The organism is Dactylosporangium sp. McL0621, from assembly GCF_049995355.1.
Taxonomy (GTDB): domain Bacteria; phylum Actinomycetota; class Actinomycetes; order Mycobacteriales; family Micromonosporaceae; genus Dactylosporangium.
On record NZ_CP188259.1, the window covers coordinates 4,181,659 to 4,207,772 of the forward strand.

At 73.2% G+C, this 26,114-nt stretch carries 31 protein-coding genes; 16 read left to right on the top strand and 15 right to left on the bottom strand.

Annotated elements, in window-relative coordinates:
• Positions 1–92 precede the first annotated feature (92 nt).
• From ACPPVO_RS19780 to ACPPVO_RS19790, 3 genes are all read left to right on the top strand, one after another.
• Positions 93–596, top strand: a complete 504-nt coding sequence (locus tag ACPPVO_RS19780) for a SigE family RNA polymerase sigma factor (RefSeq protein ID WP_426512673.1) — start codon at positions 93–95, stop codon at positions 594–596.
• On the top strand, positions 593–1,726 hold the full coding sequence (locus ACPPVO_RS19785) for a hypothetical protein (RefSeq protein ID WP_426512674.1): 1,134 nt from the start codon (positions 593–595) through the stop codon (positions 1,724–1,726). The genes ACPPVO_RS19780 and ACPPVO_RS19785 overlap by 4 nt, the downstream gene beginning before the upstream one ends.
• A gap of 113 nt (positions 1,727–1,839) precedes the next feature.
• Positions 1,840–4,968 carry a GH92 family glycosyl hydrolase gene (locus ACPPVO_RS19790; protein ID WP_426512675.1) on the top strand — a complete coding sequence of 1,043 codons (3,129 nt, stop codon included), beginning with the start codon at positions 1,840–1,842 and terminating at the stop codon, positions 4,966–4,968.
• Here the strand turns inward: ACPPVO_RS19790 and ACPPVO_RS19795 are convergent.
• Positions 4,965–5,837, bottom strand: a complete 873-nt coding sequence (locus tag ACPPVO_RS19795) for an alpha/beta fold hydrolase (protein WP_426512676.1) — start codon at positions 5,835–5,837, stop codon at positions 4,965–4,967. The two genes, ACPPVO_RS19790 and ACPPVO_RS19795, sit on opposite strands and share 4 nt — an antisense overlap.
• A gap of 126 nt (positions 5,838–5,963) precedes the next feature.
• Here ACPPVO_RS19795 and ACPPVO_RS19800 point away from each other — a divergent pair, with 126 nt between their 5' ends.
• Positions 5,964–6,371, top strand: a complete 408-nt coding sequence (locus ACPPVO_RS19800) for a glutaredoxin domain-containing protein (protein ID WP_426512677.1) — start codon at positions 5,964–5,966, stop codon at positions 6,369–6,371.
• A gap of 204 nt (positions 6,372–6,575) precedes the next feature.
• On the opposite strand, the gene ACPPVO_RS19805 is transcribed toward ACPPVO_RS19800, so the two are convergent.
• Positions 6,576–7,778, bottom strand: a complete 1,203-nt coding sequence (locus ACPPVO_RS19805) for an alpha/beta fold hydrolase (RefSeq protein WP_426512678.1) — start codon at positions 7,776–7,778, stop codon at positions 6,576–6,578.
• Between the two features lie 99 nt (positions 7,779–7,877).
• On the opposite strand from ACPPVO_RS19805, the gene ACPPVO_RS19810 reads away from it, so the two are divergent.
• Genes ACPPVO_RS19810 through ACPPVO_RS19820 form a run of 3 tightly spaced genes read left to right on the top strand, consistent with a single transcriptional unit; the run spans position 7,878 to position 9,504 of the window.
• Positions 7,878–8,084 carry a DUF7489 domain-containing protein gene (locus tag ACPPVO_RS19810; protein WP_360394878.1) on the top strand — a complete coding sequence of 69 codons (207 nt, stop codon included), beginning with the start codon at positions 7,878–7,880 and terminating at the stop codon, positions 8,082–8,084.
• Between the two features lie 13 nt (positions 8,085–8,097).
• Positions 8,098–8,637, top strand: coding sequence for a dihydrofolate reductase family protein (locus ACPPVO_RS19815; protein ID WP_426512679.1), 540 nt, complete (start codon positions 8,098–8,100; stop codon positions 8,635–8,637).
• 24 nt (positions 8,638–8,661) lie between these two features.
• Positions 8,662–9,504, top strand: a complete 843-nt coding sequence (locus ACPPVO_RS19820; RefSeq protein WP_426512680.1) for a phosphotransferase family protein — start codon at positions 8,662–8,664, stop codon at positions 9,502–9,504.
• A 3-nt stretch (positions 9,505–9,507) separates the two neighbouring features.
• Here ACPPVO_RS19820 and ACPPVO_RS19825 read toward each other — a convergent pair whose 3' ends face one another.
• A complete protein-coding gene (locus ACPPVO_RS19825; RefSeq protein ID WP_426512681.1) occupies positions 9,508–9,819 on the bottom strand; it encodes a hypothetical protein in 312 nt (103 codons plus the stop codon).
• A gap of 47 nt (positions 9,820–9,866) precedes the next feature.
• Between ACPPVO_RS19825 and ACPPVO_RS19830 the strand changes: the two genes are divergently transcribed.
• Positions 9,867–10,070 carry a hypothetical protein gene (locus ACPPVO_RS19830; RefSeq protein WP_426512682.1) on the top strand — a complete coding sequence of 68 codons (204 nt, stop codon included), beginning with the start codon at positions 9,867–9,869 and terminating at the stop codon, positions 10,068–10,070.
• Here ACPPVO_RS19830 and ACPPVO_RS19835 read toward each other — a convergent pair.
• From ACPPVO_RS19835 to ACPPVO_RS19845, 3 genes are all read right to left on the bottom strand, one after another.
• Positions 10,061–10,678: a hypothetical protein gene (locus tag ACPPVO_RS19835; protein ID WP_426512683.1), complete on the bottom strand. Its 618-nt coding sequence runs from the start codon at positions 10,676–10,678 to the stop codon at positions 10,061–10,063. The two genes, ACPPVO_RS19830 and ACPPVO_RS19835, sit on opposite strands and share 10 nt — an antisense overlap.
• Positions 10,679–10,992: 314 nt before the next feature.
• Positions 10,993–11,136, bottom strand: coding sequence for a hypothetical protein (locus ACPPVO_RS19840; RefSeq protein ID WP_426512684.1), 144 nt, complete (start codon positions 11,134–11,136; stop codon positions 10,993–10,995).
• Between the two features lie 52 nt (positions 11,137–11,188).
• Positions 11,189–11,839, bottom strand: a complete 651-nt coding sequence (locus ACPPVO_RS19845; protein ID WP_426512685.1) for a TetR family transcriptional regulator — start codon at positions 11,837–11,839, stop codon at positions 11,189–11,191.
• A 74-nt stretch (positions 11,840–11,913) separates the two neighbouring features.
• On the opposite strand from ACPPVO_RS19845, the gene ACPPVO_RS19850 reads away from it, so the two are divergent.
• Both ACPPVO_RS19850 and ACPPVO_RS19855 read left to right on the top strand, forming a co-directional pair.
• Positions 11,914–12,072, top strand: a complete 159-nt coding sequence (locus ACPPVO_RS19850; protein WP_360394886.1) for a hypothetical protein — start codon at positions 11,914–11,916, stop codon at positions 12,070–12,072.
• 11 nt (positions 12,073–12,083) lie between these two features.
• Positions 12,084–12,356 (top strand): DUF4190 domain-containing protein, encoded by a 273-nt coding sequence (locus ACPPVO_RS19855; RefSeq protein WP_360394888.1) that lies wholly within the window; start codon positions 12,084–12,086, stop codon positions 12,354–12,356.
• A gap of 56 nt (positions 12,357–12,412) precedes the next feature.
• Here ACPPVO_RS19855 and ACPPVO_RS19860 read toward each other — a convergent pair whose 3' ends face one another.
• Both ACPPVO_RS19860 and ACPPVO_RS19865 read right to left on the bottom strand, forming a co-directional pair.
• Complete coding sequence (locus ACPPVO_RS19860; RefSeq protein ID WP_426512686.1) at positions 12,413–12,841, bottom strand: hypothetical protein; 429 nt, start codon at positions 12,839–12,841, stop codon at positions 12,413–12,415.
• A 42-nt stretch (positions 12,842–12,883) separates the two neighbouring features.
• Positions 12,884–13,795 (bottom strand): RNA ligase family protein, encoded by a 912-nt coding sequence (locus ACPPVO_RS19865; protein WP_426512687.1) that lies wholly within the window; start codon positions 13,793–13,795, stop codon positions 12,884–12,886.
• 60 nt (positions 13,796–13,855) lie between these two features.
• Between ACPPVO_RS19865 and ACPPVO_RS19870 the strand changes: the two genes are divergently transcribed.
• Both ACPPVO_RS19870 and ACPPVO_RS19875 read left to right on the top strand, forming a co-directional pair.
• Positions 13,856–14,413 carry a SigE family RNA polymerase sigma factor gene (locus ACPPVO_RS19870; RefSeq protein WP_426512688.1) on the top strand — a complete coding sequence of 186 codons (558 nt, stop codon included), beginning with the start codon at positions 13,856–13,858 and terminating at the stop codon, positions 14,411–14,413.
• Entirely contained in the window at positions 14,334–15,332 is a 999-nt protein-coding gene (locus ACPPVO_RS19875) for a hypothetical protein (protein WP_426512689.1), read from the top strand. The genes ACPPVO_RS19870 and ACPPVO_RS19875 overlap by 80 nt, the downstream gene beginning before the upstream one ends.
• 2 nt (positions 15,333–15,334) lie before the next feature.
• Here ACPPVO_RS19875 and ACPPVO_RS19880 read toward each other — a convergent pair whose 3' ends face one another.
• The 4 genes from ACPPVO_RS19880 to ACPPVO_RS19895 all read right to left on the bottom strand — a co-directional run bounded on the left by ACPPVO_RS19880 (position 15,335) and on the right by ACPPVO_RS19895 (position 18,846).
• Positions 15,335–16,042 carry a DUF899 domain-containing protein gene (locus ACPPVO_RS19880; RefSeq protein ID WP_426512690.1) on the bottom strand — a complete coding sequence of 236 codons (708 nt, stop codon included), beginning with the start codon at positions 16,040–16,042 and terminating at the stop codon, positions 15,335–15,337.
• 73 nt (positions 16,043–16,115) lie between these two features.
• Entirely contained in the window at positions 16,116–17,057 is a 942-nt protein-coding gene (locus tag ACPPVO_RS19885; protein WP_426512691.1) for a serine hydrolase domain-containing protein, read from the bottom strand.
• A 53-nt stretch (positions 17,058–17,110) separates the two neighbouring features.
• Positions 17,111–18,325, bottom strand: a complete 1,215-nt coding sequence (locus ACPPVO_RS19890; RefSeq protein WP_426512692.1) for a ricin-type beta-trefoil lectin domain protein — start codon at positions 18,323–18,325, stop codon at positions 17,111–17,113.
• Between the two features lie 134 nt (positions 18,326–18,459).
• Positions 18,460–18,846 carry a hypothetical protein gene (locus ACPPVO_RS19895; protein ID WP_426512693.1) on the bottom strand — a complete coding sequence of 129 codons (387 nt, stop codon included), beginning with the start codon at positions 18,844–18,846 and terminating at the stop codon, positions 18,460–18,462.
• On the opposite strand from ACPPVO_RS19895, the gene ACPPVO_RS19900 reads away from it, so the two are divergent.
• The gene (locus tag ACPPVO_RS19900; RefSeq protein WP_426512694.1) at positions 18,845–19,171 is read left to right on the top strand and encodes a hypothetical protein; all 327 of its coding nucleotides are present in this window, start codon (positions 18,845–18,847) and stop codon (positions 19,169–19,171) included. The genes ACPPVO_RS19895 and ACPPVO_RS19900 overlap by 2 nt on opposite strands.
• Positions 19,168–19,755, top strand: a complete 588-nt coding sequence (locus tag ACPPVO_RS19905; protein WP_426512695.1) for a hypothetical protein — start codon at positions 19,168–19,170, stop codon at positions 19,753–19,755. The genes ACPPVO_RS19900 and ACPPVO_RS19905 overlap by 4 nt, the downstream gene beginning before the upstream one ends.
• Here the strand turns inward: ACPPVO_RS19905 and ACPPVO_RS19910 are convergent.
• A complete protein-coding gene (locus tag ACPPVO_RS19910) occupies positions 19,712–20,623 on the bottom strand; it encodes a sigma-70 family RNA polymerase sigma factor (RefSeq protein WP_426512696.1) in 912 nt (303 codons plus the stop codon). The two genes, ACPPVO_RS19905 and ACPPVO_RS19910, sit on opposite strands and share 44 nt — an antisense overlap.
• A gap of 63 nt (positions 20,624–20,686) precedes the next feature.
• Here ACPPVO_RS19910 and ACPPVO_RS19915 point away from each other — a divergent pair, with 63 nt between their 5' ends.
• Positions 20,687–21,310, top strand: coding sequence for a maleylpyruvate isomerase family mycothiol-dependent enzyme (locus ACPPVO_RS19915; protein ID WP_426512697.1), 624 nt, complete (start codon positions 20,687–20,689; stop codon positions 21,308–21,310).
• Between the two features lie 42 nt (positions 21,311–21,352).
• Here the strand turns inward: ACPPVO_RS19915 and ACPPVO_RS19920 are convergent, their stop codons facing one another.
• On the bottom strand, positions 21,353–22,726 hold the full coding sequence (locus ACPPVO_RS19920; RefSeq protein ID WP_426512698.1) for an Hsp70 family protein: 1,374 nt from the start codon (positions 22,724–22,726) through the stop codon (positions 21,353–21,355).
• Positions 22,727–22,756: 30 nt separating this feature from the next.
• Complete coding sequence (locus ACPPVO_RS19925; RefSeq protein ID WP_426512699.1) at positions 22,757–23,416, bottom strand: hypothetical protein; 660 nt, start codon at positions 23,414–23,416, stop codon at positions 22,757–22,759.
• Between the two features lie 143 nt (positions 23,417–23,559).
• Here ACPPVO_RS19925 and ACPPVO_RS19930 point away from each other — a divergent pair, with 143 nt between their 5' ends.
• Positions 23,560–26,073 (top strand): LamG-like jellyroll fold domain-containing protein, encoded by a 2,514-nt coding sequence (locus tag ACPPVO_RS19930; RefSeq protein ID WP_426512700.1) that lies wholly within the window; start codon positions 23,560–23,562, stop codon positions 26,071–26,073.
• The last annotated feature ends 41 nt before the right edge of the window (positions 26,074–26,114 follow it).

The following is a 26,114-nucleotide window of genomic DNA, read 5'->3' on the forward strand; positions in this document are numbered from 1 at the left end:
TTGCCAACCATTGACAGATCGAAATCGCATACAACCCGAGCGCCGCGCGGCCGCCTCTACCCTGTGACCGCCGGCCGAAGGGATCGCCAGCGTTGCGACCAGAACCCGAGCACGACTACACGCAGTACGTGGCGGCGCGGCTGCCGCGCCTGCACCGCATCGCCTACCAGCTCCTGGGCGACCGGCACCGGGCCGACGACGCGGTGCAGGACGCGCTGACCACGCTGTACCAGCGCTGGACCCGCATCCGCGAGGTACGCAACCTCGACGCGTACGTGCACACCATGGTCGTGCGGGCCGCGCTGTCCGACCGGCGCCGGTTCTGGTCCCGGGTCGCGCTCTGGGACAGCCCGCCGGAGGTCGTGCGGGAGCCCGACGGCCCGGGGGTCGAGCAGGTGATGGTGCTGCGGCAGGCGCTGCGGGCGCTGCCGGAGGGCCAGCGCACCGTGCTCGTGCTGCGGTTCCTGTGCGACCTGCCGGTGGAGGAGGTGGCCGGGGTGCTCGGCCGCTCGGAGGGGACCGTGAAGAGCCAGACCTCCCATGGACTGCGAACGCTGCGCCGGATGCTGCTCCGCGCCGAGGAGAGTGCCGTATGAACCCGCTGCAGGAACTGCGCGACGTGGACGCGCCCGGCACCGAGCTGACCGCCGAGGGTCTCGTGCGGATCGGGCGGGCGGGGGTGCGCCGCCGCCGCAACGCGATCGCCGGCGGGGCCGCCGCGCTGGTGCTCGTCGTGACCATCGGCGCCGCCGCGCTCGCCGGCGTGCGCTCGCCCGTCCCCGACGACCGGCCGGCCCACCCCGGGCGGACCCCGTCCGCGTCGGCACCGTCCTGCCGCGCCGAGGCGCTGCCGATGCCCGGCAACGGCGAGACCCTCGCGCCGGTCGTGGACCCCACCGGGCACTGGGCGGCGGCCCGGCTGGCGGACGGCCCGGGTGTGGCGATCTGGCACGACAGCGAGCTCGTGGCCGTCCGGCGGGACATCGCGGTGACCGCCCTGGCCGGGATCACCGCGAACGGCACCGTCGCCCTCGACGGCGCGACCCAGGGCGCGATGATCATCACGACGGGGTTCGACCAGATCATGACCAGGCCGACGGGTCTCGCCGGCGACGTGCGGTCCGAGGGCTCCGCCGTCAACGCCGGCCGCGACGTGGCCGGCACCGCCACGTTCGACGGCGGCCGGCGGGCCGTGCTGTGGCGGTTCCGGGACCCGGGCCGTCCGGTGCTGCTGGCCACCCCGGCCCAGCACGGTTCCGTCGCGCTGGCGCTCGGGGCGGACGGGACCGCCGGCGGCTACGTGACCGACAACAAGACCGTCTTCCAGCCGTACCTCTGGCGCCCCGACGGCACCGCCGTCGCGCTGCGGCTGCCGGGCGGCGACACCAACGGCAGCGTCGACGCGATCGTGGGCCGCTGGGCCGTGGACTTCGGCAACGGCGTGCGGTGGCCGCTGGACGGGGCGGCCGACCCGGAGCCGCAGCGCTTCGACCGCGGTGCCGGCCGCGTGCGCGCGATCGCCGCGGACGGCACGGTCGCGGGCGGCAACGGCACGTCGCCTTACCTCGCGGGCCCGCGCGGGGACGTCCGGCTGCCCGCGCTCGAGGGGTTCGGCTACTACACCGTCGGCGGCCTGAGCGAGGACGCGCGGGTGGTCGCCGGGACGGCGATGCCGCACGGCGGCCCGGGCGGTGGCACACCGTTGCGGTGGATTTGCGGGGAGTGACGAGGGTTTGACCAGCGTCTGTATTGACAAATGTTGACCAAACGCGGATCAGGGACTATGAATGTCCATCGAGAGCGCTCTCCCGTCCTCACCGCCACCGAACGGGAGACACCATGCCCCGATCCCGCAAGGTCGACCGGCTGCTCGCCGGCGCGGGAGCCGCCCTCTTGGGCAGCACCCTCGCCGTTGTGCAGTTCGCGGCCCCCGCCCAGGCCGCCGACCTCAACCTGACCCAATACGTGAATCCGCTGATCGGTACGGACGACAGCAACTCGCCGAACCCGGTCGGCGGCGGCGCGGGCGGTAGCACCTACCCCGGTGCCACCGTTCCCTTCGGCATGCTGCAGTTCAGCCCGGACACGCCGACCGCGTCGCCGTCCGGGTACCGGGACAAGGACCGGACCATCGAGGAGTTCAGCCTCACCCACTTCGACGGGGCGGGCTGCTCGAACAACGAGGACATCGGGCTGCTGCCGGTCACCGGCGCGCTCGGCACCTCGCCCGGCACCGGGTGGACGGGCTACGCCTCGGCGTACACGAAGACCAACGAGGCCGCCCAGGCCGGCTACTACAAGAACCGGCTGGACAAGTACTCGACGGACGTCGAGGTCACCACGACCACCCGCACCGGCGCGATGCGCCTGACGTTCCCGTCCAACACCCAGTCCCGGCTGCTGATCAACACCAGCCGGAGCGCCACGGGCAACCGCAGCGGCGGCATCAGCATCTCCGGCAGCAACGTGACCGGCAACGTCACCGCCGGCGGGTTCTGCGGCTCGTCGAAGACCTACCCGATCTACTTCTCGATCCACTTCGACCGGGCCCCGGCGTCCTTCGGCACCTGGAACGGCTCGACGATCAGCAACGGCTCGGCGAGCACCTCGGGCACCAACACCGGCGGCTTCGTCACCTGGGACACCACGTCCAACGCGACAGTCAACGCCCAGATCGGCGTCTCGTTCGTCAGCGTCGCCAACGCGACCGCGAACCTCAACGCCGAGACCGCGTCGTTCGACACCGCGCGGACCAACGCCAACAACGCCTGGAACAGCGCGCTGAACCGCATCCAGGCCACCGGCGGCAGCGCGACCGAGCTGCAGAAGTTCTACACGTCGCTGTACCACGTGCTGCAGAGCCCGAACGTCTCCAGCGACGTCAACGGCCAGTACCGCGGCTTCGACAACGCGACCCACACGGCGACCCACAACGTGTACCAGAACTACTCGGGCTGGGACATCTACCGCTCCTGGGCCGCGCTCGTCGCGTTCATCGCACCCGACATCACCAGCGACATCATGAAGTCGATGGTCCTCGACGGCCAGCAGGGGGGCCTGCTGCCCAAGTGGTCGCAGCAGACCAACGAGGACTTCGTCATGACCGGCGACCCGGGCCCGATCATCGTCGGCAGCGCCTACCAGTTCGGCGCCCGCAACTTCGACACCGCGGCCGCGCTGCAGCTGATGAAGAACGCGGTCGCCGGCGCCGGCGCGCAGGGCTCGCCGATCCGCGGGCGTGAGGCGGAGTACGAGTCCAAGAAGTACATCCCCGGGGCGCCGTCGGACTCCATGGAGTACTCGGCCTCGGACTTCGCCGTGGCCCAGTTCGCCAAGGCCCTCGGCGACACCACGACCTACAACTCGGCGATGACCCGCGCCCAGTACTGGCGCAACACGTTCAACACCGAGTCGAGCTTCATCCACCCGCGCAACAGCGACGGCACCTGGCCCTGGCCGCTCAACCCGGCCCAGGAGAGCCCCTACACCGAGGGCAACGCCGCGCAGTACACCTGGATGACCACGTACAACCAGGCCGGCGTGATCAACCTGATGGGCGGCCCGCAGACCGCCAAGCAGCGCCTCGACCACCACTTCACCGAGCTCAACGCCGGCCTGTCCCGGCCGTACTTCTACCTCGGAAACGAGCCCGAGCACGCCGTGCCGTGGGCGTACAACTTCGCCCAGTACCCGGCCGGCGCCTCCTCGGCGGTGCGGCGCGTCATGAACGAGCAGTTCACCACCGGCGCCGGCGGCCTGCCCGGCAACGACGACCTGGGCGCCACCTCGGCCTGGTACGTCTGGGCGGCCCTGGGCATGTACCCGGCGACCCCGGGCGCGGACACCCTCGCCATCAACGGCCCGTCGTTCTCGTCGATCCTCATCCAGCGGCCCGGCGGCAACGTCCAGATCAACGGCGGAAGCTCGGGGTCGCAGTACGTGCAGAGCCTGACCCTGAACGGCAACGCGGTCTCGCACAACTACCTGCGCTACCCGGACCTGGCCGCGGGCGGCACCCTGCAGTACACGATGGGCACCAGCCCCTCGTCGTGGGGCACCGGCACCGGTGACGTCCCGCCGTCCTTCACCGACGGCGCCACCCAGCCGGCGACCCCGCCGAACCTGGGCACCAACCTCGCCCAGGGCAAGACCGCGACGGGCTCGGCCAGCTGCGCCGCGGCCGAGTCGGCCGACAAGGCCGTCGACGGCAGCCTCGCCAACAACAGCAAGTTCTGCTCCTCGGCGGCGACGAAGTTCCTCCAGGTCGACCTCGGCTCCAACCAGTCCGTCGGCTCGGTCGTGCTCAAGCACGCCGGCCTCGGCGCCGAGCAGACCGGCTGGAACACCGGCGCGTACACCATCTCCACCAGCACGGACGGCACGAACTGGAGCCAGGCCGCGACGGTCTCCGGCAACCGGTCCAGCCGCACCCTCAACCAGTTCACGGCGCGGACCGCGCGCTACGTGAAGGTGGACATCACCACGCCGGCCAACGACGGCAACGCCGCGGCGCGCATCTACGAGTTCGAGGTCTACGGCGCCGCGACCGGCGGCAACCTCCTGCTCAACAAGGCGGCCACGGCCGACTCCTCCTGCGCCACGAGCGAGGGCCCGGAGAAGGCGGTCAACGGCAGCGTCTCCGGCGGCAACTCCGACAAGTGGTGCTCGCTGGGCACGAACAAGTTCCTCCAGGTCGACATGGGAGCCTCGAACCACCTGAGCTCGATCGTGGTCCGCCACGCGGGCGCCGGCGGCGAGTCGGCCACCTGGGACACCCGCGACTTCGACCTGCAGGTGTCCAGCGACGGCAGCACGTGGACGACGGTGGCCTCGCCGCGCGGCAACACCGCGGACGTGACCACGAGCGCGGTGAACGTCACCGGCCGGTACGTCCGGCTGAACATCATCACCGCGACGCAGACCACGGACAACGCCGCGCGCATCTACGAACTGGAGGCATACGCCTAGGGATTCGCGGGGGGACGGCTCCGGCCGTCCCCCTTTTCCTGTATCCACGCGAGGGCCGCGGCGCCCTGACGCATGGCGGTGATGTGGCCCGCGTCGGGGATGAGACGCAGCTCGGCGCCGCGGATCTGCGCCGCCGTCCACGCGCTGTGCGCGGCCGGCACCATGCGGTCGGCGGCGCCGTGGATGAGCAGCACCGGGCAGGCGATCGCGGCCGGGTCGAAGCCCCACGGCCCGACGTTGGCCAGGTCGTCGTCGATGAGCCCGCCGGGCCCCGTGAGCAGCGCCGCCGGCACGATCTCGTCGAACCAGGCCCAGTCGGACTGCAGCGCCTCCCAGTCGGCGGCCAGGAACCCGATGTCCTCCTCGCCGGTGGCCGCGGCCAGGTGCCGCTCCTTCTCCGCCCGGCCGGCGCGCGCCGCGCGCAGCGAGCCGGCGGAGCCGTCGGACATTCCGGCGTACCAGTCGAAGCCGCTCGCCGCCGACAGCTCGAACGGCGCCAGCCCGGAGATCCCGACGGCGGCGACGACCAGCTCCGGCCGCAGCGCGGCACACGCGAGCGCGTGCGCGGCGCCGCTGGAGTGCCCCATCACCGCCATCCGCCGCACGCCGGCCGCCTCGGCGACGGCCGCGACGTCGGCGGCGACGGACCCGACGGTGCGGCCGGGGTCGGCGGTCGAGGCGCCGTACCCGGGCCGGTTGTGCGACAGCCAGCGCAGCCCGAGCCGGTCCGCGGCCTCGAACAGCGGGGCGGGGGGCTCGCCGATGTTGGGGGTACCGTGGTGCCAGTACACGACCGGCCCGTCGCCGCCCGAGTCGTACGCGTGCAGCAGCCGCCCGTCCTCGAGCTCCACCCCGAACTCCGTGATCATCCGCCGAGCCTAGCCACCCGGCGGCCACTCGGTCGCCGGTGGGCCGACCTCGCGGCCCAGCCTCTTGGCGGCCGCCCTGGCCCGCCGAGCCTGGTGCCCGCGGCCGGCTCGGGTACCGTCGGCGGCATGCGCAGATGGACCGCGACGATCGTCGCCCTGGCTGTCGGCGTGCTTTCGCTCGGCACGACGAAGCCGGTGGGGTACGTCCTGGCCGCGGTGTTCGTGGTGCTGGCCGTGGCCGTGTCGCCGCGCGGCTTTCCGCGTTCGCTGCCGGCGGCCGAGGCGCAGCGGCTCAGCGCCGCCGACGGCCGCGGCATCGTCTACTGGCGGCCGGGCTGCCCGTACTGCGTCCGCCTGCGCGCGTCGCTGGGCCGGCGCGCCCGGCGCCTGCACTGGGTCGACATCTGGGCCGACCCGCAGGGCGCGGCGGCGGTACGCGCGGTGACCGGCGGCGACGAGACCGTGCCGACCGTCGTCTTCGGCGGGGAGTCGCGGGTCAACCCGGCCCCGGCGTGGGTGAAGGCCCACCTGTGACCGGGGCGCGCCGCCTCCGGGCCTGAGCGTCCGCTACCTTGCGTCGGTGATCAACACCCAGCCCGGCGAGCCGCGCCCGGTCGAGGTGGTCGGGGTGCGCCCGTTGCCGCTGCCGTTCGCGGAGGCGGCTCCGCCACCGCGGCGCCGTTCGCCGGTCGTGCGCCGGGCGGATCGCCCGGGTGATCCTCGATGCCGCCGGCGGGCTCAGTTCCGGGCCAGGGTGAGCAGGCGGTCGAGCACGTGGTGCCCGGCCGTGCGCAGGCCGTTGTGCAGGTACTCGTCGGTGAGCCACCGGCGCAGGCCGGGCAGCCGGTCGGCGGTCTCCTCCGAGTACCGCCGGATCACGTACGGGTCGTCGGCGTAGATGATTGCCGCGCACGGCACGTCGACCCGGGCCAGGACCTCAGCGTCGTAGAGGCGCGGCCATTCGTGCTCGGCGAGGATCGCGGCGACGTCGCGGTACGGTCGCAGGCTCGGCGTGTCCTCGAAGTGCCACGAGTAGAGGTGTTCGGCGGTGAGCAGGAGGGAGCCGCCGGCGAAGTCGTCGGGCTGCACGCGGTCGGAGGACCAGCGGGTGGCGCCGCCGTCGGCGTAGCTCGACTCGTGCAGGACCGCGTACAGCGGGTTGCGGGCGTCGAACGGCAGCATCGCGGCGACGTCGTGCCGGAAGCCGGGGGAGGCGTGGTCCAGCTCCAGGACGTGGTGCACCTTCTCCGCGCCGCCGTCCGTGCCCAGGTGGTGGCCGATGGTGCGCATCAGCCGCCGGGAGATCGGATGGCCGTCCGGGGCCCGGACCTCGCCCGCGTCGCAGCGGTCGAGCAGCTCGCGGAGCCGGGCCGCGTCCTGCGGGTACCTCCGGTGGTAGCGCCGGTTCAGCACGCGCATCGCGTCGAAGGTGGCCGAGTAGACGTCGTCGACCGGGCGCCCGACCGGCGGCAGGCCGCCGGTGAACAGGACCTCGCGGAGACTGTCCGGGGCGACACACAGGTAGTGCAGCGAGCAGTACCCGCCGAAGGACTGCCCGAGCAGGCTCCAGCGGCGCGCGCCGAGATGCTCCCGCAGGCACTCGGCGTCCCGCACGATCGCGTCCGCGCGGAAGTGGGTCAGCCGTTCGGCGTCCGCCGCGGCGTCCGGACCGGGGGCGCCGTAGGGGGTCGAGCGTCCGGTGCCCCGCTGGTCCAGCATGATGACCCGGAAGTCCCGCAGCGCCCGCTCGAGCCAGGCGGGCGCCATCGGCCGGGCCGACGGCCGCGGCGCCTCGTGGCCCGGGCCGCCCTGCAGGTAGACCAGGAAGGGCCGGTCGCGCCCGTCGGCGGCCGCGATCTCCCGCGCGTACACCTCGATGGTGGGGCCGTCCGGGCGGTCGTGGTCGAGCGGCACGGTGATGAGATGATCCGTCAGCAGCACCCCTGGAATCGTACGGTGCTCTTCTCATCCTGAAGTCGTAGACGCAAGACCCGTCCCGAGCCGGAGGCGCCCGGCTCCGCGATTTCCTACGGTTTGTACATGACGACGAACAAGGACGCGTGGAGCGGGACGGTGGCGAAGAAGTCGCGGGCGCTGTTCGACGGCTCCAACCTGTACCGGCGGCTCGAGGTGCGGCTCGAGGACGGGACCCACCTGGACGTCAAGGTGGATCGGGAGCTGTGGAGCCAGCTCGAAGTGGGCGACCGGCTCGTGAAGCCGGACGGCGAGAAGCCCCGCCGGGGCTGAGAGGACCGACGCGATGCGCAACGTGGTGCTGTACGAGCTGATGTCCCTCGACGGCGTGGCCGAGGAGCCGGGGGAGAGCGGGTGGTTCACCGACGCCGACGAGCGGCTCATGGACAACCTCGACCGGGTGATCGCGAGTCAGGACACGGTGCTGCTGGGGCGGCGGACGTACGAGAAGTGGGCGCCGCACTGGCCGTCCTCCACGATGCAGCCGTTCGCGGACTTCATCAACGACACGCCGAAGTTCCTGTTCTCGGCGGCCGCGCCCGCACTGCCCTGGTCGGCGACCACGCACGTCCCGGGCCCGGCGGCGCCGTACGTCGCCGGCCTCAAGCGCGCCACCGGCGGCGACATCGGCATCCACGGCAGCCTGACCCTGGCCCGCTCGCTGCTGCGCGAGCGGCTCGTCGACGAGCTGCGCCTCGTCGTCGCGCCGACGCTGGCCGGCCGCGGCGCCCGCCTCTTCGAGGAGCCCGGCGACATGCAGCGCTTCGAGCTCGTCGACTCCGACCGCTCCGGCGGCTGTCTCCTGCTCCACTACCGGCGGCGCTGACCCGTTGCTCGTACGATGCCTGCTGTGACTTCCGGCCTCGAGAGCCTTTCGGCGCCGCAACGGGCGCTGGTCGAGCGGTGGCTGCCCGGCGCGGCCGTCGAGCGGGACCACAGCTGGGGGCTGGTCGAGACCACCGTCCTGGAGATGCGTCACGGCGGGATGCGGTACATCCTCAAGGCCGGCGGCCCCGGCGACCAGCACATCGAGCGCGAGCTGCAGGCGCACCGCCACTGGCTGGGCCCGTGGACCAGCCGGGGGCGGGCGCCGGAGCTCGTGCACGGCAGCGTGGACGCGAAGGTGCTCGTCACCCGGTACCTGGAGGGCGAACTCGTGCTCGGCACCGGGCACGCCGGCGAGCCGGACGTGTACCGGCAGGCCGGCGAGCTGCTGGCGCTGTTGCACGCCCAGGGCGCCGTGGCCGACGACGACTACGAGCGGCGGGAGAACGCGAAGCAGCTGGCGCGGCTCGACGCGGCGCACCGCATCGACGCGCACACGACCGAGCGGCTGCGCGCCGAGATCGCGTCGTGGCCGGCGCCGCCCGCCGTGCTCGTGCCCACGCACGGGGACTGGCAGACCCGCAACTGGCTGATCCGCGACGGCACCGTCAGCGTCATCGACTTCGGCCGGGCCGGGCTGCGGCCGGCCCTCACCGACTTCGCGCGGCTCGCCGTGCAGGAGTTCCGGTGCGATCCGCGCTGCGAGGAGGCCTTCCTCGCCGGGTACGGCCGCGACCCGCGCGAGGCCGGGGCGTGGCATCGCAACCGGGTGCGGGAGGCGATCGGGACCGCGTGCTGGGCGTACCAGGTCGGCGACGAGGGGTTCGAGGCGCAGGGCCACCGGATGATCGCCGAGGCCCTCGCCTGAGGCTCAGGCCGGCGGCGCGTCGGCGTCGTGGTGGCGCACGCCCGAGCGGGGGTTGCGCGCGAGCCGCGCCAGGGTTTCGTTTACCTCGTGGGCGTACCACTCGGTGTATCCGCAGGCGGTGCAGACCCACGCCTCGAAGCGGCCCGCCTCGATGCGTTGGCGCAGTTCGCCGCCCGTGGCCGCGCCCGAGGCCAGGCGGGCCACGCCCGGCAGGAGCGCGACCAGGTTGCTGCCGTCGTTGTCGGGGATCATGACCGGGTCGATGTGCCACAGGCGCGGGCACTGGCATTTCACACAACGGCGGCTCGTGCGCATGGGCGCAGCGTAGACACCCGGATCGGGCGCACGATCGTTGAGGGGGCGTGGATAGAACCGGCATTCCACTGGCTCACCACTGCTTCGTCGACAGCCTGTGGGCGCGGTGGCGGGCGGCCCACCCCGCCGCCGGTTACCTGCCGGCGGCCCGGACGCGCAACGTCGTCGCGCTGGACGAGCCGATGCCGCCCTGCAACGACGTGACGCCGCGGGACATGCTGGACCACACGCGGTTCTTCGCCTACTCCTGAGTTGCCGTGCGCAGCAGGTGTACCAGGGACAGCAGGTCCCGGGTCCGGAAGTACGCGACCACGTCGTCGGCGTAGAGCCCGGATCCGAGGCGTGCCCGCAGCGCGTCCGCCGTCGCGGTGAGGCCGTCGCGGGCCGACGAGGACAGTTCGCCGCCGCTGACCCGGCAGGTCTCCGCGAGGACGCCCAGCCGGGCCGCGAGCGGGTCGTGGGTCGCCACGAGGGCGGGCAGGCGGCGGCGCTGCCAGAAGGCCACGGCGTGCCGGGCGGCCGGGCGGGCGGCGCCGTACCAGACCGCCGGGCCGAGGTACGGGTTCGGCACGGACCGGCGCGGGCGGCGCCCGCCGAGGAGCTTGGCCGCCCGCCGCTCGGCGTCGTAGCGGCGCTGGTGCTCGTGCCATCCCCGGCGGCTGGCGGCCAGGGCGTCGAGCGCGCGCAGCAGGGCCGCCTCGTCGGCGTCGTACTGGCCGGCGACCTCGCGCAGGTAGCTCAGGCCGGCCTCGAAGCCGATCGGCCGGTACAGCTGGACGCAGGAGCGAAGGGCCGACACGCGCCGCCGGTGCGGGTGCGCGGGGTTGCGGACGTGGTTGGCGAACGCGCTGAAGCTCATCGGGCACCAGTCTGCGCCGTCCGCGTGTGGGTGGGCTCACGGGCGCTGTGTCAACTAGGCGAAGGAGTTGAACCGGAGGTTAACGGCATGATGACTTCAGCTGACCAACCGATGGTCAGAACGTAGTGAGAGGAGCCGTCATGACGACCGAAAGCAACGCCCGCACGCCCAAGGCCTCGTGGTCCGCCCGCCGTACCGCGACCGGCCGCACCGAGCTCGTCATGCGCTGGGAAACGCCCCGGCGCAAGCTCGACTGAAACGGCCGGAGCCCGAACCACGGGGTCGTGGTCCGGGCCCCGGCCGTGCGGCCCGGGTCAGGCGATGGTCCGGCAGTTCATCTGGGCGTCCTTGGGTACCAGGAACTGGGCGGCCTTGGCGTAACCCTCGCCCTTGGGCACGGCGAAGACGCTGAAGTACGCGATCCATTTACCGCGCCCGGAAAAAATCCGGTCAGGCATCGGGCGGCAGCGGCCGCCAGTCCAGGGCGTCGCGCCAGCCCACGCCGCGACCCTACCGTCCGGGCGCGGACCCGGTCGCCCAGTGGCGGCTGCCCAGGGCGATGAGGCGCAGCTGCCGCCCGGCCAGGTCCAGCACGTCCGCCTCGGCGGCCGCGTCGGACGGGGGCAGCTCGAGCAGCGCCGCGGCCGTCTGCACCATGTGGTCGACGAGCAGGCCCGCCAGCATCCGCAGGTCCTGGGCGTCCCAGCGCTCCAGCGCGGCCGCGTGGGGCAGGCGCCGGGTCAGCAGGTCGGTGGCCAGCTCCGCCGCCGACAGGTCGAGCTGCTCGCGGATCGCACGGCGGACGTCGGCGACGCCGCCGTACCGCTCGCGGGCGATGAACCGGAACTGTTCCCGGCGCTCGTGCAGCTGCGCGACAAGCACCGACAGGGAGCGGCCGATCACCGCGTCGCTGTCGGCGATGCCGTCGCGAACGGAGCGTACGGCCGTGCGCAGGCCGCCCAGGCACTGTTCGACCAGCGCCACGCCCAGGCTCGGCACGTCGGGGAAGTGGCGGTAGAAGGCGGTGGGCACGATGCCGACCTCGCGGGTGATCTCGCGCAGGCCGAGGCTGTCGAGGCTGCGGTGCTCGAGCAGGCGCAGGGCGGTGTCGAGCAGCGACTGGCGGGTCTGGGCCTTCTGCTCCTGCCGGGTATGGGGCACATCACTCAGTAAACACCCGTGCACCGAAATCGTGTACAACTGAGTGAACAACTGTCCACTGAAAGGGGTGACCGATGGCCTTGCTCGTTGGGGCGGTGCTCGTCGCGCTGCTCGTCGTCGGGCCGGCCGCGCTGACCGGGCAGCCGCTGCTCATGCTGCTGGGCGTCGCGCTCGCGGGCGCCGTACTGCTGGTCGCCCGGCGGTGGCCGCTGCGCCGGCTGCGTGACCGGTGAGGGGGCACACCATGGCGGAACCGGCCGTGACGCGGCGCCGGCCCGATGACCGCATCGTGGCGTCGCTGGTGCTCGGGGTGGCGGGCCTGTTCTTCTTCAACGTCGTATTCGGGCCGTTCGCGGTCGTGCTCGGGCTGTGGGCGCTACGGCGGCCGGCGAACGGGCGGCGCGGGCGCGGGTTCGCCGCGCTCGGCGTCATCCTCGGCCTGGCCGACCTGGTGATCCTGGCCGTGCTCGTGGCCGCCCGGTCGCGCGGCGGGGACCTGTTGCACGTCCCTGCTTGAAACACGGCGAAGGCCGGTCACCCGAGGGTGACCGGCCTTGAGCCAGGGGGAGGCGATCAGTTGGCCGCGACGCCGTACTGACCCTCGCCGCCGTGGTACTGGGTGCCCTCGGCGAACGCGGCGTCGAAGCGCTGCGACAGGGCGTCGAGCTCGCCGAACTCGGCCTGGTGCGAGTCCTGGGAGCCCTCGGCGGCGAAGACGTGGTCGTCCTCGGACGCGTTGTGGTTGTAGTTGGTGTAGTCGTCCGACTCGGCGTGCACGACGCCCGGCTGGTCGAACTCCTGGTGGTGGCCCTGCGCGAAGTTCGTGGCCTCCGCCGCGTGGTGGTCGTTCTCGTACACGCCGAACTGGCTGTGCGCGTCGTGCTCCGAGCCGTGGGCCTGGTGCAGCTGGTCCAGGGCGCCGTGCTCCTGGCCGGCCTCGTAGTGGCCGTAGTCCACGTCGCCGCCGTCGTGCCCGCCGTCGTAGGTGTCGATGTCGCTCATCGGTATCCCCCTGGGATGTCGTTGTCGCTGTTGAGGAATACGTTACGGAGCTTCGCCGGCCGTCGAATCCCGGAAACGTGCCACCACCGCGGCCCGCACGACGGCCTCCAGGTCGTCGCGGGCCGGCAGTGCCGGGAACGCGTCCACCAGGTCGACGAGCACGTCCAGGACCAGCTCCTCCTCCAGCGCCGCGGCGTCGTCCGGGCCCACCTTGGAGCGGGCGCTCGCCACCCGCGCCGGGTTGACGAGCGTCGCCGCGAGGGGGCCGGCGGCCGCGGGGGACAGGTGCGGGTCCCACGGCCGGGCCTCGCCGAAGCGCGCCTCGTCGAACTCGGGGATCTTCCGCTTGAGGGCCGGCCGGGACGCCAGCGGCCGGCGGGCGTCGGGGCGCAGCACGACCCCCTCGGCGAGGTTGCCGTCCAGCGGCGGCAGGCCGAGCAGTGCCGGCACCCGGGTCGGGAATCGGATCGGCACGGCGTCCACAGTGGACCTGGTGCCCCGGGCGAGCAGCGGCACGACGTCCGCGCCCCCCTCGGCGGCGACCGCGGCGACGTCGGCGTACAGCCACACCGGCCCGTCGTCGGTGAGCACGTCGAACAGTGCGAACCGGATGCCGGGGGCGTACCAGACGCCGGTCTGCACCGGGCTCGCCCCGGGCACCGCCGCGGCACCGGGGTAATGCCCGCCGTAGAGCTCGCCGTAGAGGCGCACCGACGCGCCCCCGCGCCCGAGCGCGGCGCGGGCGGTCCGTTCGAGGGTGGCGCGCAGCAGCTGCCAGCCGAAGAAGGGCTCGTCGTCGCGCAGCCACGCCTTGCGCTTGCCGACCCGCAGGGCGGCGCCGTCGTACGCGATGGTCAGCTGCGCGCCGTGGATCTTCTCGGTGGCGATCCAGGGCCCGGCCGAGGACGCGCCGGCCAGCACGGCGGGGATCTTCGGGTACGTCACGTGCTCCACGCGCCAAAGTTTGCCCGATCGGCGGTCAACGCGGCGGCCCCGGCGGGGACTCTGTCTGGTGTGACGTTCGAGGAGTACGTCGCGGCCCGGGGGCAGGCGCTCGTGCGCTTCGCGGCGCTGCTGACCGGCGACGAGCACCGCGCCGAGGACCTGGTGCAGGAGGCGCTGACCAAGGCGTACCTGCGCTGGGCCCACATCCGCCGCGGCGACGACCCGGACGTCTACCTGCGCCGGCTCGTGCTCAACGGCTCGCGCTCGTGGTGGCGCCGCCGGCGCAACCGTGAGCTCGTGGTCACGGTGAGCGAAGAGGTGGCGGTGCCGGGCGAGCTCGACGCGGAGGCGGCCGAGCGCGACGCGCTGTGGCGGCTCATTCGCGCGCTGCCACAACAGCAGCGGGCCGTGGTCGTGCTGCGGTACTACGAGGACCTCGACGACGCCACGATCGCGCGGATTCTCGACTGCAGCGCGGTCACGGTGCGCACACATGCGATGCGCGCGCTCGGCCGCCTGCGCGACGACTACGAGGGGAGCGACACCGATGACGGACCTCGAGAGCCGGGTCAGGGCGACGCTGGCCGAGCGGGCCGCGCACACCCGGGCGGCCGCCGATCTCGGTGAGCGGGCCGCCCGCCGCGCGCGGACTGTCCGGCGCCGACGCCGGCTCACCGGTACCGCCGCCGCCGTTTGCATTGTCGCCATCGCCGCGATCGCGGTGTCGGGGCAGACCGCCCCGGCGCCCGGCCGCACGACCCTGCCCGCCGAGACCGCGGCGCCGCCCGGCGGCATCGGCAGCGACCGCGCCCTGCTGCACTTCGACGTCGACCTGGCCAAGCTGCCGGGCAACCTCGCGAGCCGGATCGCGATGACCGAGTGGGTGTCGGGCGAGGGCTACGAGCAGTTCACCGGCATGGACGCGGACTTCCGGCCGGTCGTCGCCATCAAGCTGGGCAGCGACCCCGACACGGTCAAGGGCTGGGTGTTCGCCAACGCCGGCTCGACCCGGGCGGTGCAGTGGCGGCTCGGCGGCGTCGACGGCCTGTCGGCGCTGGACTGGGACGACCGCGACCTGCTGCCCGAGGTCGCCCGGGCGGTGCGGCTCGACGCGGTGCAGCGCTGCGTGATGCCGCTGCGCCTCGCCGAGCTGCCCGAGGGCGCGCACTGGTCGGAGTGCCAGACCGCGATCCGCCGCGGCGGCCCCGGACCGAAGAACGTGTGGGTGTACTCGGGCCTGACGGTCGAGCGCGCCGACGGTAAGATCATCCTCATCTGGGCCGACGGCCGGCCCAGGACGGAGACGAGCTCCTTCGCCGCCGACCGCACCATCGCCGGCCGCCCCGCCCAGTGGCGCGCCGAGGCCGGCCAGTTCGGCGACGGCCTGTGGATCCCCGACTTCGGTGGCTACGAGCTCTACCTGACCGACTTCGAGTCGCACGCGACCTGGTTCACGCCCGCGGAGGCGACCTGGTACACCCTGCGCCTGACCCCGAGCGCGAACCTCGACGACCCGTCGACCTGGCCCCTCCGCGCGGTGGGGTGACCTCACACCGCGAAGTCGGGCACCGCGGCCCGCGCGTGCTCGGCGCGGCCCTTGGGCTCCTCCCACTCCTCCTGCCGCCCGAGCGCCGTCAGGTCCAGCAGCGCGTAGGCGCCGCCGAAGTCGGTGCCGCGGGCGAACGTCGAGTAGGTGTGGAAGACCGCGTCCCCGTCGGCCAGGAAGCAGCTGAACCCGGGCAGCTCCGGGGAGGGGATCACGGGCAGCGCCCGGTAGTTGTACACCGGCGGCTTCACCGACTCGTCGAAGGACACGTCGAAGTCGAAGTTGAAGTCGTCGCCGTGGGACGAGTACCACGGGATCTCCCAGCCCCGCGCCGCGGCGTAGGCGGCGAGCTTCTCGTACGGCGCCCGCGACACCAGCACGAAGGTGGTGGCGCGGGCGGCGAGGTGCTCGAGGAGCGCGGGGGCCATCTCGTCGATGCCCGCCGTGCAGCTCGGGCAGGCCGCGTCCCAGTCCGGGTCGAACATGACGTGCTGCACGATCAGCTGCGGCCGCCCCGCGAACAGGTCGGCGAGCCCGGCCGGGCCGTCCGCGCCGTGGAACCGGTACGGCTTGTCGATGCGGACCATCGGCAGCCGCCGCCGCTCGGCGTTGATGCGGTCCTGCTCCCGCCGGGCCTCCTTCTCGCGCTCGAGCAGCGCCTGCCGCGCGGCGAGCCACTCCTCCCGCGAGACGATCTCGGGCAGCGTCATCGTTCCCCTCCTCCTGCGAAGTCGTGCTCCTACGAAATACGACGAACGGGACGGGCGAAAATGGACGGTCCGGTCAGGCCAGTTTCGGCAGCACGAACTCCCGCAGCACGGCGTCGGGGGTCTTCCACTGCTCGTCGCCGTCGTAGTTGCCGGCCGTCACGGCGACGACCAGGCGCAGGTCCGGCAGGACGTAGAGGCGCTGGCCGCCGTTGCCCATGGCGGCCCACTCGCGGTGACCGTCGAACTCGCCCAGGTACCACTGGTAGCCGTAGTCGTGGCCCCAGTCGGTCCGCAGGCGCGGCCGCATCACCTCGTGCACCCACGGCTCAGGGACGATGCCGGCGCCGGCGTCGAGCAGCAGCTCGCCGACGCGGGCCAGGGCGCGCGGGGTCAGGCGCAGGCCCGACGCGGCCGACGGGACGCCGTCGCGGCCGATGATCCACTCGAAGTGCTCGACGCCGAGCGGCTCGAAGAGCCTCGTGCGCGCGTACTCGGGCAGGGCCGTGCCGGTGCCCTCGGCGATCAGGTGGCCGAGCAGCGCCGTCGCGCCACCGCAGTAGGACCAGGCGGCGCCGGGCGGCGCGGTGACGGGGCGCTCGAGGATGTAGCGGTACCGGTCGGGCGCGAACTCCATCGCGACCTCGGAGTTGTCCACGGTCGTGTAGGGCACGTCCTCGCGCCACTCGAGGCCGAGGGACATGGTGAGGGCGTGCTCGACGGTGAGCCGGGCGCGCTCGGGGTCGGCGGCGAGGTCCGGGTACTGCGGGAAGTACCGCAGCAGTGGCTCGGACGGGGCGGGCACCTTGCCCTCGCCCAGCGCGATGCCGTACAGCAGCGCCGTCACGCTCTTGGTGACCGACCGGATGTCGTGCAGGGTCTCTGGCCCGAAGTCGATGTCGCCGAGGGCCTGCGCCCACCGGGTGTCGGGGCCGGACCCGTAGTGCTCCAGCAGCGTCTCGCCGTCGCGGACCGCCACGGCCCCGTGCAGGCCCTCGAGTGCATCGAGCGTCGTCATAGAGCCTTTGTACAGGGCCCCGGTTGCGGCCGGGGCCCTGTACAACGGGAATTTCAGACGCGGGTCCACTTCTGGTTGGCCCCGCCGGTGCAGTCCCACAGCTGCAGCTGCGAGCCGTTGGCGGTGCCGTGCCCGGCGACGTCGACGCACTTGTTCGCGTTGACGTTCACCAGGTCGCCCGCGGCGGACAGGGTGAAGCGCTGGGCGGCGGTACCGTTGCACGTGTACAGCTGGACCGCCGTGCCGTTCGCGGTGCCGGCGGCGGCCGCGTCCATGCACTTGCCCAGCGCCCGGACGGTGCCGTCCGAGCCGATCGTCCACTGCTGGGCGCCGGTGCCGTTGCAGTCCCACACCTGCAGCCGCGCCCCGTCCACCGGGTTCGCCGACGGGATGTCGATGCAGCGGCCGCTCTCGTTGCCGCGCAGCGCGCTGGTGCCGCCCGCCGGCGGGGTGCCCGTGGTGCTCACGTGCACGTAGTCGACGAGCATGCGGTTCACCGACGGGGTGCTGCCGTCCGGGCTGCCGGGGAAACTCCCGCCGACGGCCAGATTGAGGATGATGAAGAACGGGTGGTCGTACACCCACGGGTTGCCGCGGGTGCTGGCCGGGGTGGCCCGGAAGTACTCCGAGCCGTCGATCGTCCAGACGATCAGGTTCGGCGACCAGTCGACGGCGAACGTGTGGTACGCGTTGCCGAGCGGCTGGCCGATGTTGCGCGTGCCGCCGACCGCGTTGCCGCCGGAGTACCCGGGGCCGTGGATCGTGCCGTAGACCGTGTTCGGGTCCCGGCCGACGTTCTCCATGATGTCGATCTCGCCGTCGCCCGGCCAGTTGCTGCCGCCGAGCATCCAGAACGCGGGCCACAGCCCGTTGCCCTTCGGCACCTGGATCCGGGCCTCGATGCGACCGTACTGCTGGGTGAACTTCCCCGCGGTCTGGATGCGCCCGGACGTCCACTGGCACGTGCCGTACCAGCAGCTGTGCCCGCCGCTCTCGCGCCGGGCCTCGATCACCAGGTGCCCCTGGCCGTCCTGGTACACGTTGCTGGTGCCGCTGTTGTAGTACTCCAGCTCGGAGTTGCCGAAGCCGCCGCCGCCGGTGTCGAAGTTCCACTTCGACCCGTCGACGCCCTGCCCGGACGCCCCGCTGAAGTCCTCGTTCCACACGACCGCGGCCTGCGCGGCGCCGGGTGACGCCACCACGATCAGGCCGGTCGCGGCGATCGTCGCCATCAGCGCGGCGGACGCCAACGACCTGAGTCTGCGCATCTGCTTACCTCCCCAGGCGGATTTGTGAGGTTACTTAACAGATCCATCGGAGGCTATTCGTCGCGCGGGCCGGCGTCAATATGCGACTTAGTTCAAGGCCTGCATTGACACGCTCGTCCACGCCGGCCGGTTGCTCACTGCCGGGGTTCTGGCGGTGCCGTGCGGGGCATCAGGGCGACGATCGGGAGGCTCAGGACGGTGACGGCCAGGACGACGATGAGACTGACCTTCATCGCATGGGCCAGTCCGGAGGCGGCGGCGTGGAAGAAGATCGAGGTGACCGCGGCCGAGGCGAGCTGCTGGATGGAGCTGAGCGAGCCGCCGGCGCTGCCGGCTTCGTCGGGTTTCGCGTCGCCGAGGGCAACGGCGGGGATCGTGGCGAAGCAGAGTCCGATGCCGATGCCGATGCCGATGCCGACGCCGATACCGCGGCCCGGCCGGTTGTCGTGGCGTCGTCCGGGGTCTCGTGACCGATCGGGCGATCCGAGTCCGGCCGCCGTCCCTCTACCGTCGACTACCATGGTGGGTCGCGGCGCCCGGCTGGGCATCGACTTCGGCAGCTCGCACACCGTAGCGGTGCTGCACCTGGGCGGGGAGCGGTACGAACCGCTGCTGTTCGACGCCTCCCCGCTACTGCCCTCCGCGATCCTCGCCGACGACGCCGGCGGCCTGCAGACCGGCCGCGACGCCGAACGCGGCGCGCGCCTGGACCCGACCCGGTTCGAGCCGAACCCGAAGCGGCGCAGCGCGGGCCCCGACCTCGACGGCGCTGGACTGGGCGGCCGCGGCGTTGCGGGCGTGGTGCTGATGCCGCCCGCGGCCCTCGCCGTGCGGGCGGCCGTGTGACGCACGCCTGGGAGCGCGACGTCGACGCCGGGCACCTCGCGGCCGTCCGGGCGCGGCCGGAGGAGTACGCGCCCGGAGGGTTGGTGCACCTCGTCCTCGAGGTCGTCGCCTACGCCGCGGATGAGGCCGGATGGTGCCGGGTCACCCGGCACCGCGACGGGTCGGTGTCCATTGTGGACGACGGGCGGGGCACCGACACGCGGGTCGACGAGCGTGGGCGGGCCGTTCGCAAGCCCGTCATGGGCACGCCGGACCTGCGGTTCTTCGACCACCCCGAGGCGCAGCGGCTCCCGGACGGGCATCCGCGCCGGGGGATCTCCGTCGTCGCGGCGCTCAGCGAGTGGCTCGTGCACACCAACCGGCGCCGGGAGGGGGCGTGGAGTCAGCGGTACCACTTCGGGATCCCGGCCGGCGAGCTGCTCGCCGTGCCCGGGGACGGGAGCACGGGCACGACGGTCACGTTCAAGTCGGCGCCGGGGCCGCTGCCGCAGCTGGCGGCGCTGATCCGCGCCGGGTGGCCGGAGCTTGACGTCGAGGTCGTCACGGAAACAGGGGGCGCAGGCGGGGCGCGTCCAGGTAGGTGACGATGCCCGCGATCGCGTCGTCCACCACGTCCAGGATGACCAGCGCGAACAGGGTGTGGGTGCCGTCCGGGCCCGGGCGGGTCTGCCAGAACGCGGGGGAGCCGTTCGCGCGAACCGGCACCAGGCGCGCGCCCGCGCACGCGGCCTCCGGGTCCAGCAGGGCGCGGCGGATGTCGGCGCGGCCGCGCAGCCACCACGCGAACGGGGGCATCGACATGGTCGCGTCCTCGTGCAGCAGGGCGACGAGCGCGTCGATGTCGTGGCGCTCGAAGGCGGTGCAGTACCGGTCGAGCAGCTCGCGCTGGGCCGTGTCGGACGGCCGCCACGGGTCGCCGGGTGCGGGGGCGTGCGCGCGCAGGGTCGCCCGGGCCCGCTGCAGGGCGCTGTTCACCGACGCCGTGCTCGACTCCAGCAGCCCGGCGACCTCCTCGGCGCTCCAGCACAGCACGTCGCGCAGGATGAGCACGGCGCGCTGGCGGGGCGGCAGGTGCTGCAGCGCCGCCACGAACGCCAGCCGGATCGTCTCGCGCCGCACGACGAGGTCCTCCGGCAGGGCGCGGGCGTCGGGGATCGGGTGTACCCACACCCCGTCGGCCAGCGCCGGGCCGAGGGCGTCGCCGGCGCGCGCCGGCGCGGTGAGGTCCATCGCGAGGGCGCGGCGCTGGGCGCTGCGCAGCATGTCGACACAGACGTTCGTGGCGATGCGGTACAGCCACGTGCGCACGGACCCGCGCCGCTCGTCGTAGCGGTCGGCCGCGCGCCACGCCCGCACGAGGGTCTCCTGCACGGCGTCCTCGGCCTCGAAGCCGGAGCCGAGCATGCGGTAGCAGTACCCCGTCAGCTCCACCCGAAATTCGTCAAGCACCACCCGATGAGTCTGCCGCGCCCGGCCCGTATCTCCACCGGGACATCCCGACGGAAGGAGCTGTACGTGACCGAGGACGACATCCGGGCGGCGACCGCGGGGGAGCGCGCCGACCTCGCCGAGGTGCTGGCCGGGCTGACCTCGCAGCAGTGGGACGCGCCGACGCTGTGCGCGGGCTGGCGGGTGCGGGAGGTGGTCGCGCATACCACCCAGCCGTTCCGTACCTCGGTGCCGCGCACGCTGCTCGAACTGGCCCGGGCGGGCGGGAGCTTCAACCGCATGGCCGACCGCACCGCCCGGCGCGACGCGGCCCGGATGAGCGCCGGCGAGCTGCTGGCGGCGGTGCGCGACAACGCCGGGAACCCGTGGACCCCGCCCGGCGGCGGGCCGGTCGGCGCGCTGTCGCACGAGGTCATCCACGGCCTGGACATCACCGCCGGGCTCGGCCTGGGCCGGCGGGTGCCGCTCGACCGGATCGCGCTGGTGCTCGGCGGCCTGCAGCCGCGCAACATCGCGTTCTTCGGCGTGGACCTGCAGGGGCTTCGGCTGGAGGCCACCGATCTCGACTGGCGGCACGGCACCGGCGAGCCCGTGCGGGGCGCGGCGCAGGACCTGCTGCTGGCGATCTGCGGGCGGCGGCTCCCGGCCGGTCGGCTCGAGGGCGCGACCGCCGGGCGGTTCAGCGGGTAGCGCTGTGTTGCACCCCGGCCGGCTGGACCCCGGCGTTCCCGCTCAGGCCGCGGCGCCCTCGGCGACGACGGTCTCGGGCCGCTCCAGCGTGGTCGGGGTGACGCCGATCGCGCGGTGCAGGGCGGTCGTGGCCAGAGGCAGCCGGCTCGCTCCGCCGACCAGGAACACCGCGGCGACGGTACTCGCGGCGGGCCCGGCCGTCCACAGCGCCGACTTGGTTGCGGCCACCGTGCGCTCGACGATCGGGGCGGCCACGGCCTCGAGCTGCTCGCGGGCGAGCAGCAGTTCGTCGTCGAAGAGCGGGACGTACAGCAGCGTGGAGGAGGCGCGCGAGAGCATTTCCTTCGCGTTGCGCACGTCGTCGAGCAATGTCCAGCGGGCGCGGCGGTCGGCGGCGGTCGCCGGGCGCTCGAGGCGCTGCCAGGTCGCGGCGTCGCGAGCGGCGTACACGCGGGCGACCTCATCCAGCAGCGCCGCGTCGATGTCGCGGCCGCCGGTGTCGCCGAGGCCCTCGGTCGCGGCGACGTCGAAGCGCCCGCCGCGGTGGACGAGCACGGTCGCGTCGAAGGTGCCGGCGCCGAAGTCGTACACCGCGATCGCGCCGCCGGGCGCCACCACCGTGCCGTGCAGCCGGGTCAGGAACCGGGCCGCGGCGACGGGCTCCGGCAGCAGCTCGGCGGCCGCGACCCCGGCGCGTTCGGCGGCGGCCAGCAGCGTCTCGCGCCGGGCCGGGCCCCACGCCGCCGGGTGCGTGACGGTCACCGCGGGGGTCGCGCCGTCGAGCGTGCGGCGCGCCTCGGTGAGCACGCGGGCCAGGACGGCGCCGATCACGGCGGGCACGGCGTGCTCGTCGCCGCCGAGCAGCAGGTGGCCGTCGTCGATGCAGCGCTTCGGCGCCGGCTCGAGCCGCTCGGGGGCGGTGCGGGCGAGGTGCAGCGCGTCGCGCCCGACGGCGAGGCGGCCGTCGTCGGCGGCGAAGACCGCGGAGGGCAGCACCGGGGAGCCGTCGAACAGCAGGGGAAGGTGCCGGCCGTCGGCGGTGCGCAGGACGGCGACGGTGTTCGAGGTCCCGAAGTCGATGCCGAGATGCGCGCCGCGGCCGGCGGGCATCGCCGGATCGGGGAAACGCACGGCCGCGGGTGACACCGGCGCGGCCACCGGTGGGGCGGAGATGGGCGTCGCCGGCCCGGAGATGGGCGTCGCCGGCCCGGAGTAAGGCGCGGGCGAGACCGGCGTCGCGGCGACCGGCGCGGCGGAGGCCGGCGCGGCCGGGGGGAACGAGGGCCGCGGCGGCGACGGCCTCGCCGGACTCGCGCGCCGGGCCTTGGCGCGGCGCCGCACCACCAGGATCGGCACCAGGATCAGGAGCAGGACGAGCAGCATCAGCACGAGCTGGAACAAACCGATCGAGGCCACCGCACGCCCGCTTCCGCGCCGTAGTTGGGGTCAGGCGGCGATACGGTACCACCAGGATTCCAGCTCGTCGTCGAGCGTTTCGAGCTCGTCGTCCGTGGGGCGGAAACCGTCCGGCAGCTCGTACGACCAGGCCTCCGTGCGCCGGACCGCCTCTCGCAGGCGCATGACCGCCGGGATCTCCGCGAGGTCCTCGGGCGCGAACGGGGTGCCGCCGACGACCGTGCGATGGCCGAGACCCCACCAGAACGCGATGAGCCCGACCTCGCCGTCGCGCTCGGCGGCCTCGGCCACGGCCGCGACGACCTCGACGAGCGGGGCCGGGCGCGGGGGGTTCGCGTCGGCCCCGCGCAGGCGGCCCTCGCGGACCATGGCCCGCCACATCCGGGTGCCGGCCTCGCAGTACAGCCAGGGCCCGCGGGTGTAGCCGTCCTGCAGCTCGTCGTCGGTCTCGTCGCCGAGCTTCGGGACGCCGGCGTGCTGGGGGAGCTCGGCCAGGGGGAAGCGGTATGTGTGCCCGCACCGCAGCAGGATGTCCTCGACCCGTCCCATGGTGTGCGAGCAGTCGTGGCCGCGCTGGAACGCGTACAGGGTCGTGCACCGGTCGCGCAGCCGCGGGTCGTCGGCCGGGCGCTGCCGGTCCAGCAGCAGGATCGACTCGTGCACCAGGTCTTCGATGTCATGCTCCGACATCGCGCCAGGGTACCGTCCACCGGCTTGTGCGAATGTGTTCGATTGGCACGTACTTGTCGGCGTCTCTTGACGGTTGCTGAGCATATTTGTTCAGATGAGTGCACTCTTCACCCGCTCCGCCACCGCCGAAGGGGCACTCCGTCATGCGAAGACTGGACAGACGACTTGGCCAATTCATGGCCGCCGGCGCCGCCGCGCTCGCGGTCGTGCTCGCCGTCCCGGCCGGGGCCGGCGCCGCGCCGCCGCCGGACACCTCGCCCGCCTGGCACGTGGGCATCCCGCCGCTCGCGACCAAGTGGACCGGCAAGGTCGGCCCGGACAACGCGCTGCCCGAGTACCCGCGGCCGCAGCTGACCCGGGACAAGTGGCAGAACCTCAACGGCGTGTGGGAGTTCGCGCGCGCCGACGTGAACCAGGCCGTCCCCACCGGGCAGAGCCTCGGTGAGCGGGTGCTGGTGCCGTACCCGATCGAGTCCGCGCTGTCGGGCATCCAGCGGCACGAGGACCGGATGTGGTACCGCCGGACCTTCACCGTCCCCGAGGGCTGGGCCGGGCAGCGGCTCCAGCTGCACTTCGGGGCCGTCGACTACGACGCGAAGGTGTACGTCAACGGCACCCAGGTGGCCACGCACCGCGGCGGGTACGACGGCTTCGACGCCGACGTCACCGACGCGCTCACCGCCACCGGGCCGCAGGAGCTCATCGTGTGGGCCGAGGACCTCACGGACGCCACCGGCCAGCCCATCGGCAAGCAGCGGCGCACCTCCGACCACGGGATCTTCTACCAGGGCAGCTCCGGCATCTGGCGCACGGTCTGGATGGAGCCCGTTCCCGCGGCCTCGATCAGTGGCCTGGCCACCACGCCGGACGTGGCCGGCGGCGCGCTCAAGCTGACCGCGACCGTCGCGGGCGGGGCCGGCCTCAGGGTGAAGGCCGTCGCCAAGAACGGCAACAAGGTGGTCGGCACGGTGACGGGCGCGCCCGGGGCCGAGCTGCGGCTGCCGGTACCGAATCCGAAGCTCTGGTCGCCCGACAACCCGTTCCTCTACGACCTGCAGGTCAGCCTGGTCGACGGCAACCGGACCGTCGACACCGTCGGCTCCTATTTCGGCATGCGCCAGATCGGGACGGCCCCGGGCGCCGACGGCAAGCTGCGCATCACGCTCAACGGCAAGATCCTGTTCAACCTGGCGAACCTGGATCAGGGCTTCTGGCCGGACGGGCTGTACACCGCGCCGACCGACGCCGCGCTGAAGTGGGACCTCGAGCAGGACAAGGCGATGGGCTTCAACGCCGTGCGCAAGCACATCAAGGTGGAGCCCGACCGCTGGTATTACTGGGCGGACAAGCTCGGCCTCATGATCTGGCAGGACATGCCGGCCGCGAACACCGGGCCGATCCCGGAGGCCTGGCGCGGGCAGTTCGAGTCGGAGCTGCACGAGATGGTGCGCGAGCACAGCTCGTTCACGTCGGTCGTGGCGTGGGTGCCGTTCAACGAGGGCTGGGGCGAGTGGGACCGCGCCGCCACCGGCCGGATCGCCGACGACGTCAAGGCCCAGGACCCGACCCGGCTCGTCGACGCGCACAGCGGCGTGAACTGCTGCAACTCGCACGGCGACTCGGGCCGGGGCGACGTGATCGACTTCCATCAGTACCTCGGGCCGGCCTCGCCGTCGCCGTCGGGCAACCGGGTGGCGATCGACGGTGAGCACGGCGGCTTCGGCCTCAAGACGTCCAACCACATGTGGTTCGGCGACGGCCAGGCGTACGAGATGGAGCCGGACTCGGCCACGCTGACCCGCAAGTACGTCGAGAACCAGCAGGCGGTCATCACCTCGGCCAGGTCGTGCGGGATCAGCGGCTCGATCTACACGCAGATCACCGACGTCGAGGCCGAGCTCAACGGCTTCTTCACCTACGACCGCCAGGTCACCAAGATGGACCTCAAGCAGGTCAAGGCGATCAACCAGAAGATCATCAAGGAGGCCGACGGCTCGGCCGCCAACGTCCCGCAGCCGCCGCCGGGCACCCCCGGGCTCACCGGCGTCGTGTTCTACCCGCTGGACGAGACCGACGGCACGGTCGCGGCCGACGCGGCCGGCGACAACGACGCGAACCTCGTCGGCGGGGCCGCGTTCGTGGAGGCGCACAACGGCAACGGGGTGTCGCTGGACGGCTCGACGCAGTACCTGGACGCGGGCAAGCCGCTGCTGAACACCGCCTCGGACTACTCCGCGGCGGCGTGGGTCAAGCTCGACAAGGCCGACGGCGCGTTCCAGACGGTCGTCAGCCAGGACGGGCCGTCGAACAGCGACTTCTACCTGCAGTACTCCGGCGCCGACCAGCGCTTCGCGATGAGCTTCGCCGGCGTGCGGGCCCTGGCCCCGGTCAAGCCGAACGTGGGCCAGTGGTACCACCTGGTCGGCGTGCGGGACACGGTGAAGGGCGAGCTGCGGCTGTACGTCGACGGCGAGCTGGCCGGCACCGCGAGCGCCTGCCTGCCCCAGGCCGCCCCGACCGGCAACACGGTGATCGGCCGCGGCAAGTACGGCGGCAACCCGGTGGACTACCTCGACGGCACCGTCGACCAGGTCCACCTGTACGACCGTGCACTGAGCGCGGACGAGATCCGGCAGCTGTACACCTCGAACGGCTGACCGGGCCGAGACCGGCGGCGGGCCCTCACGAGGGGCCCGCC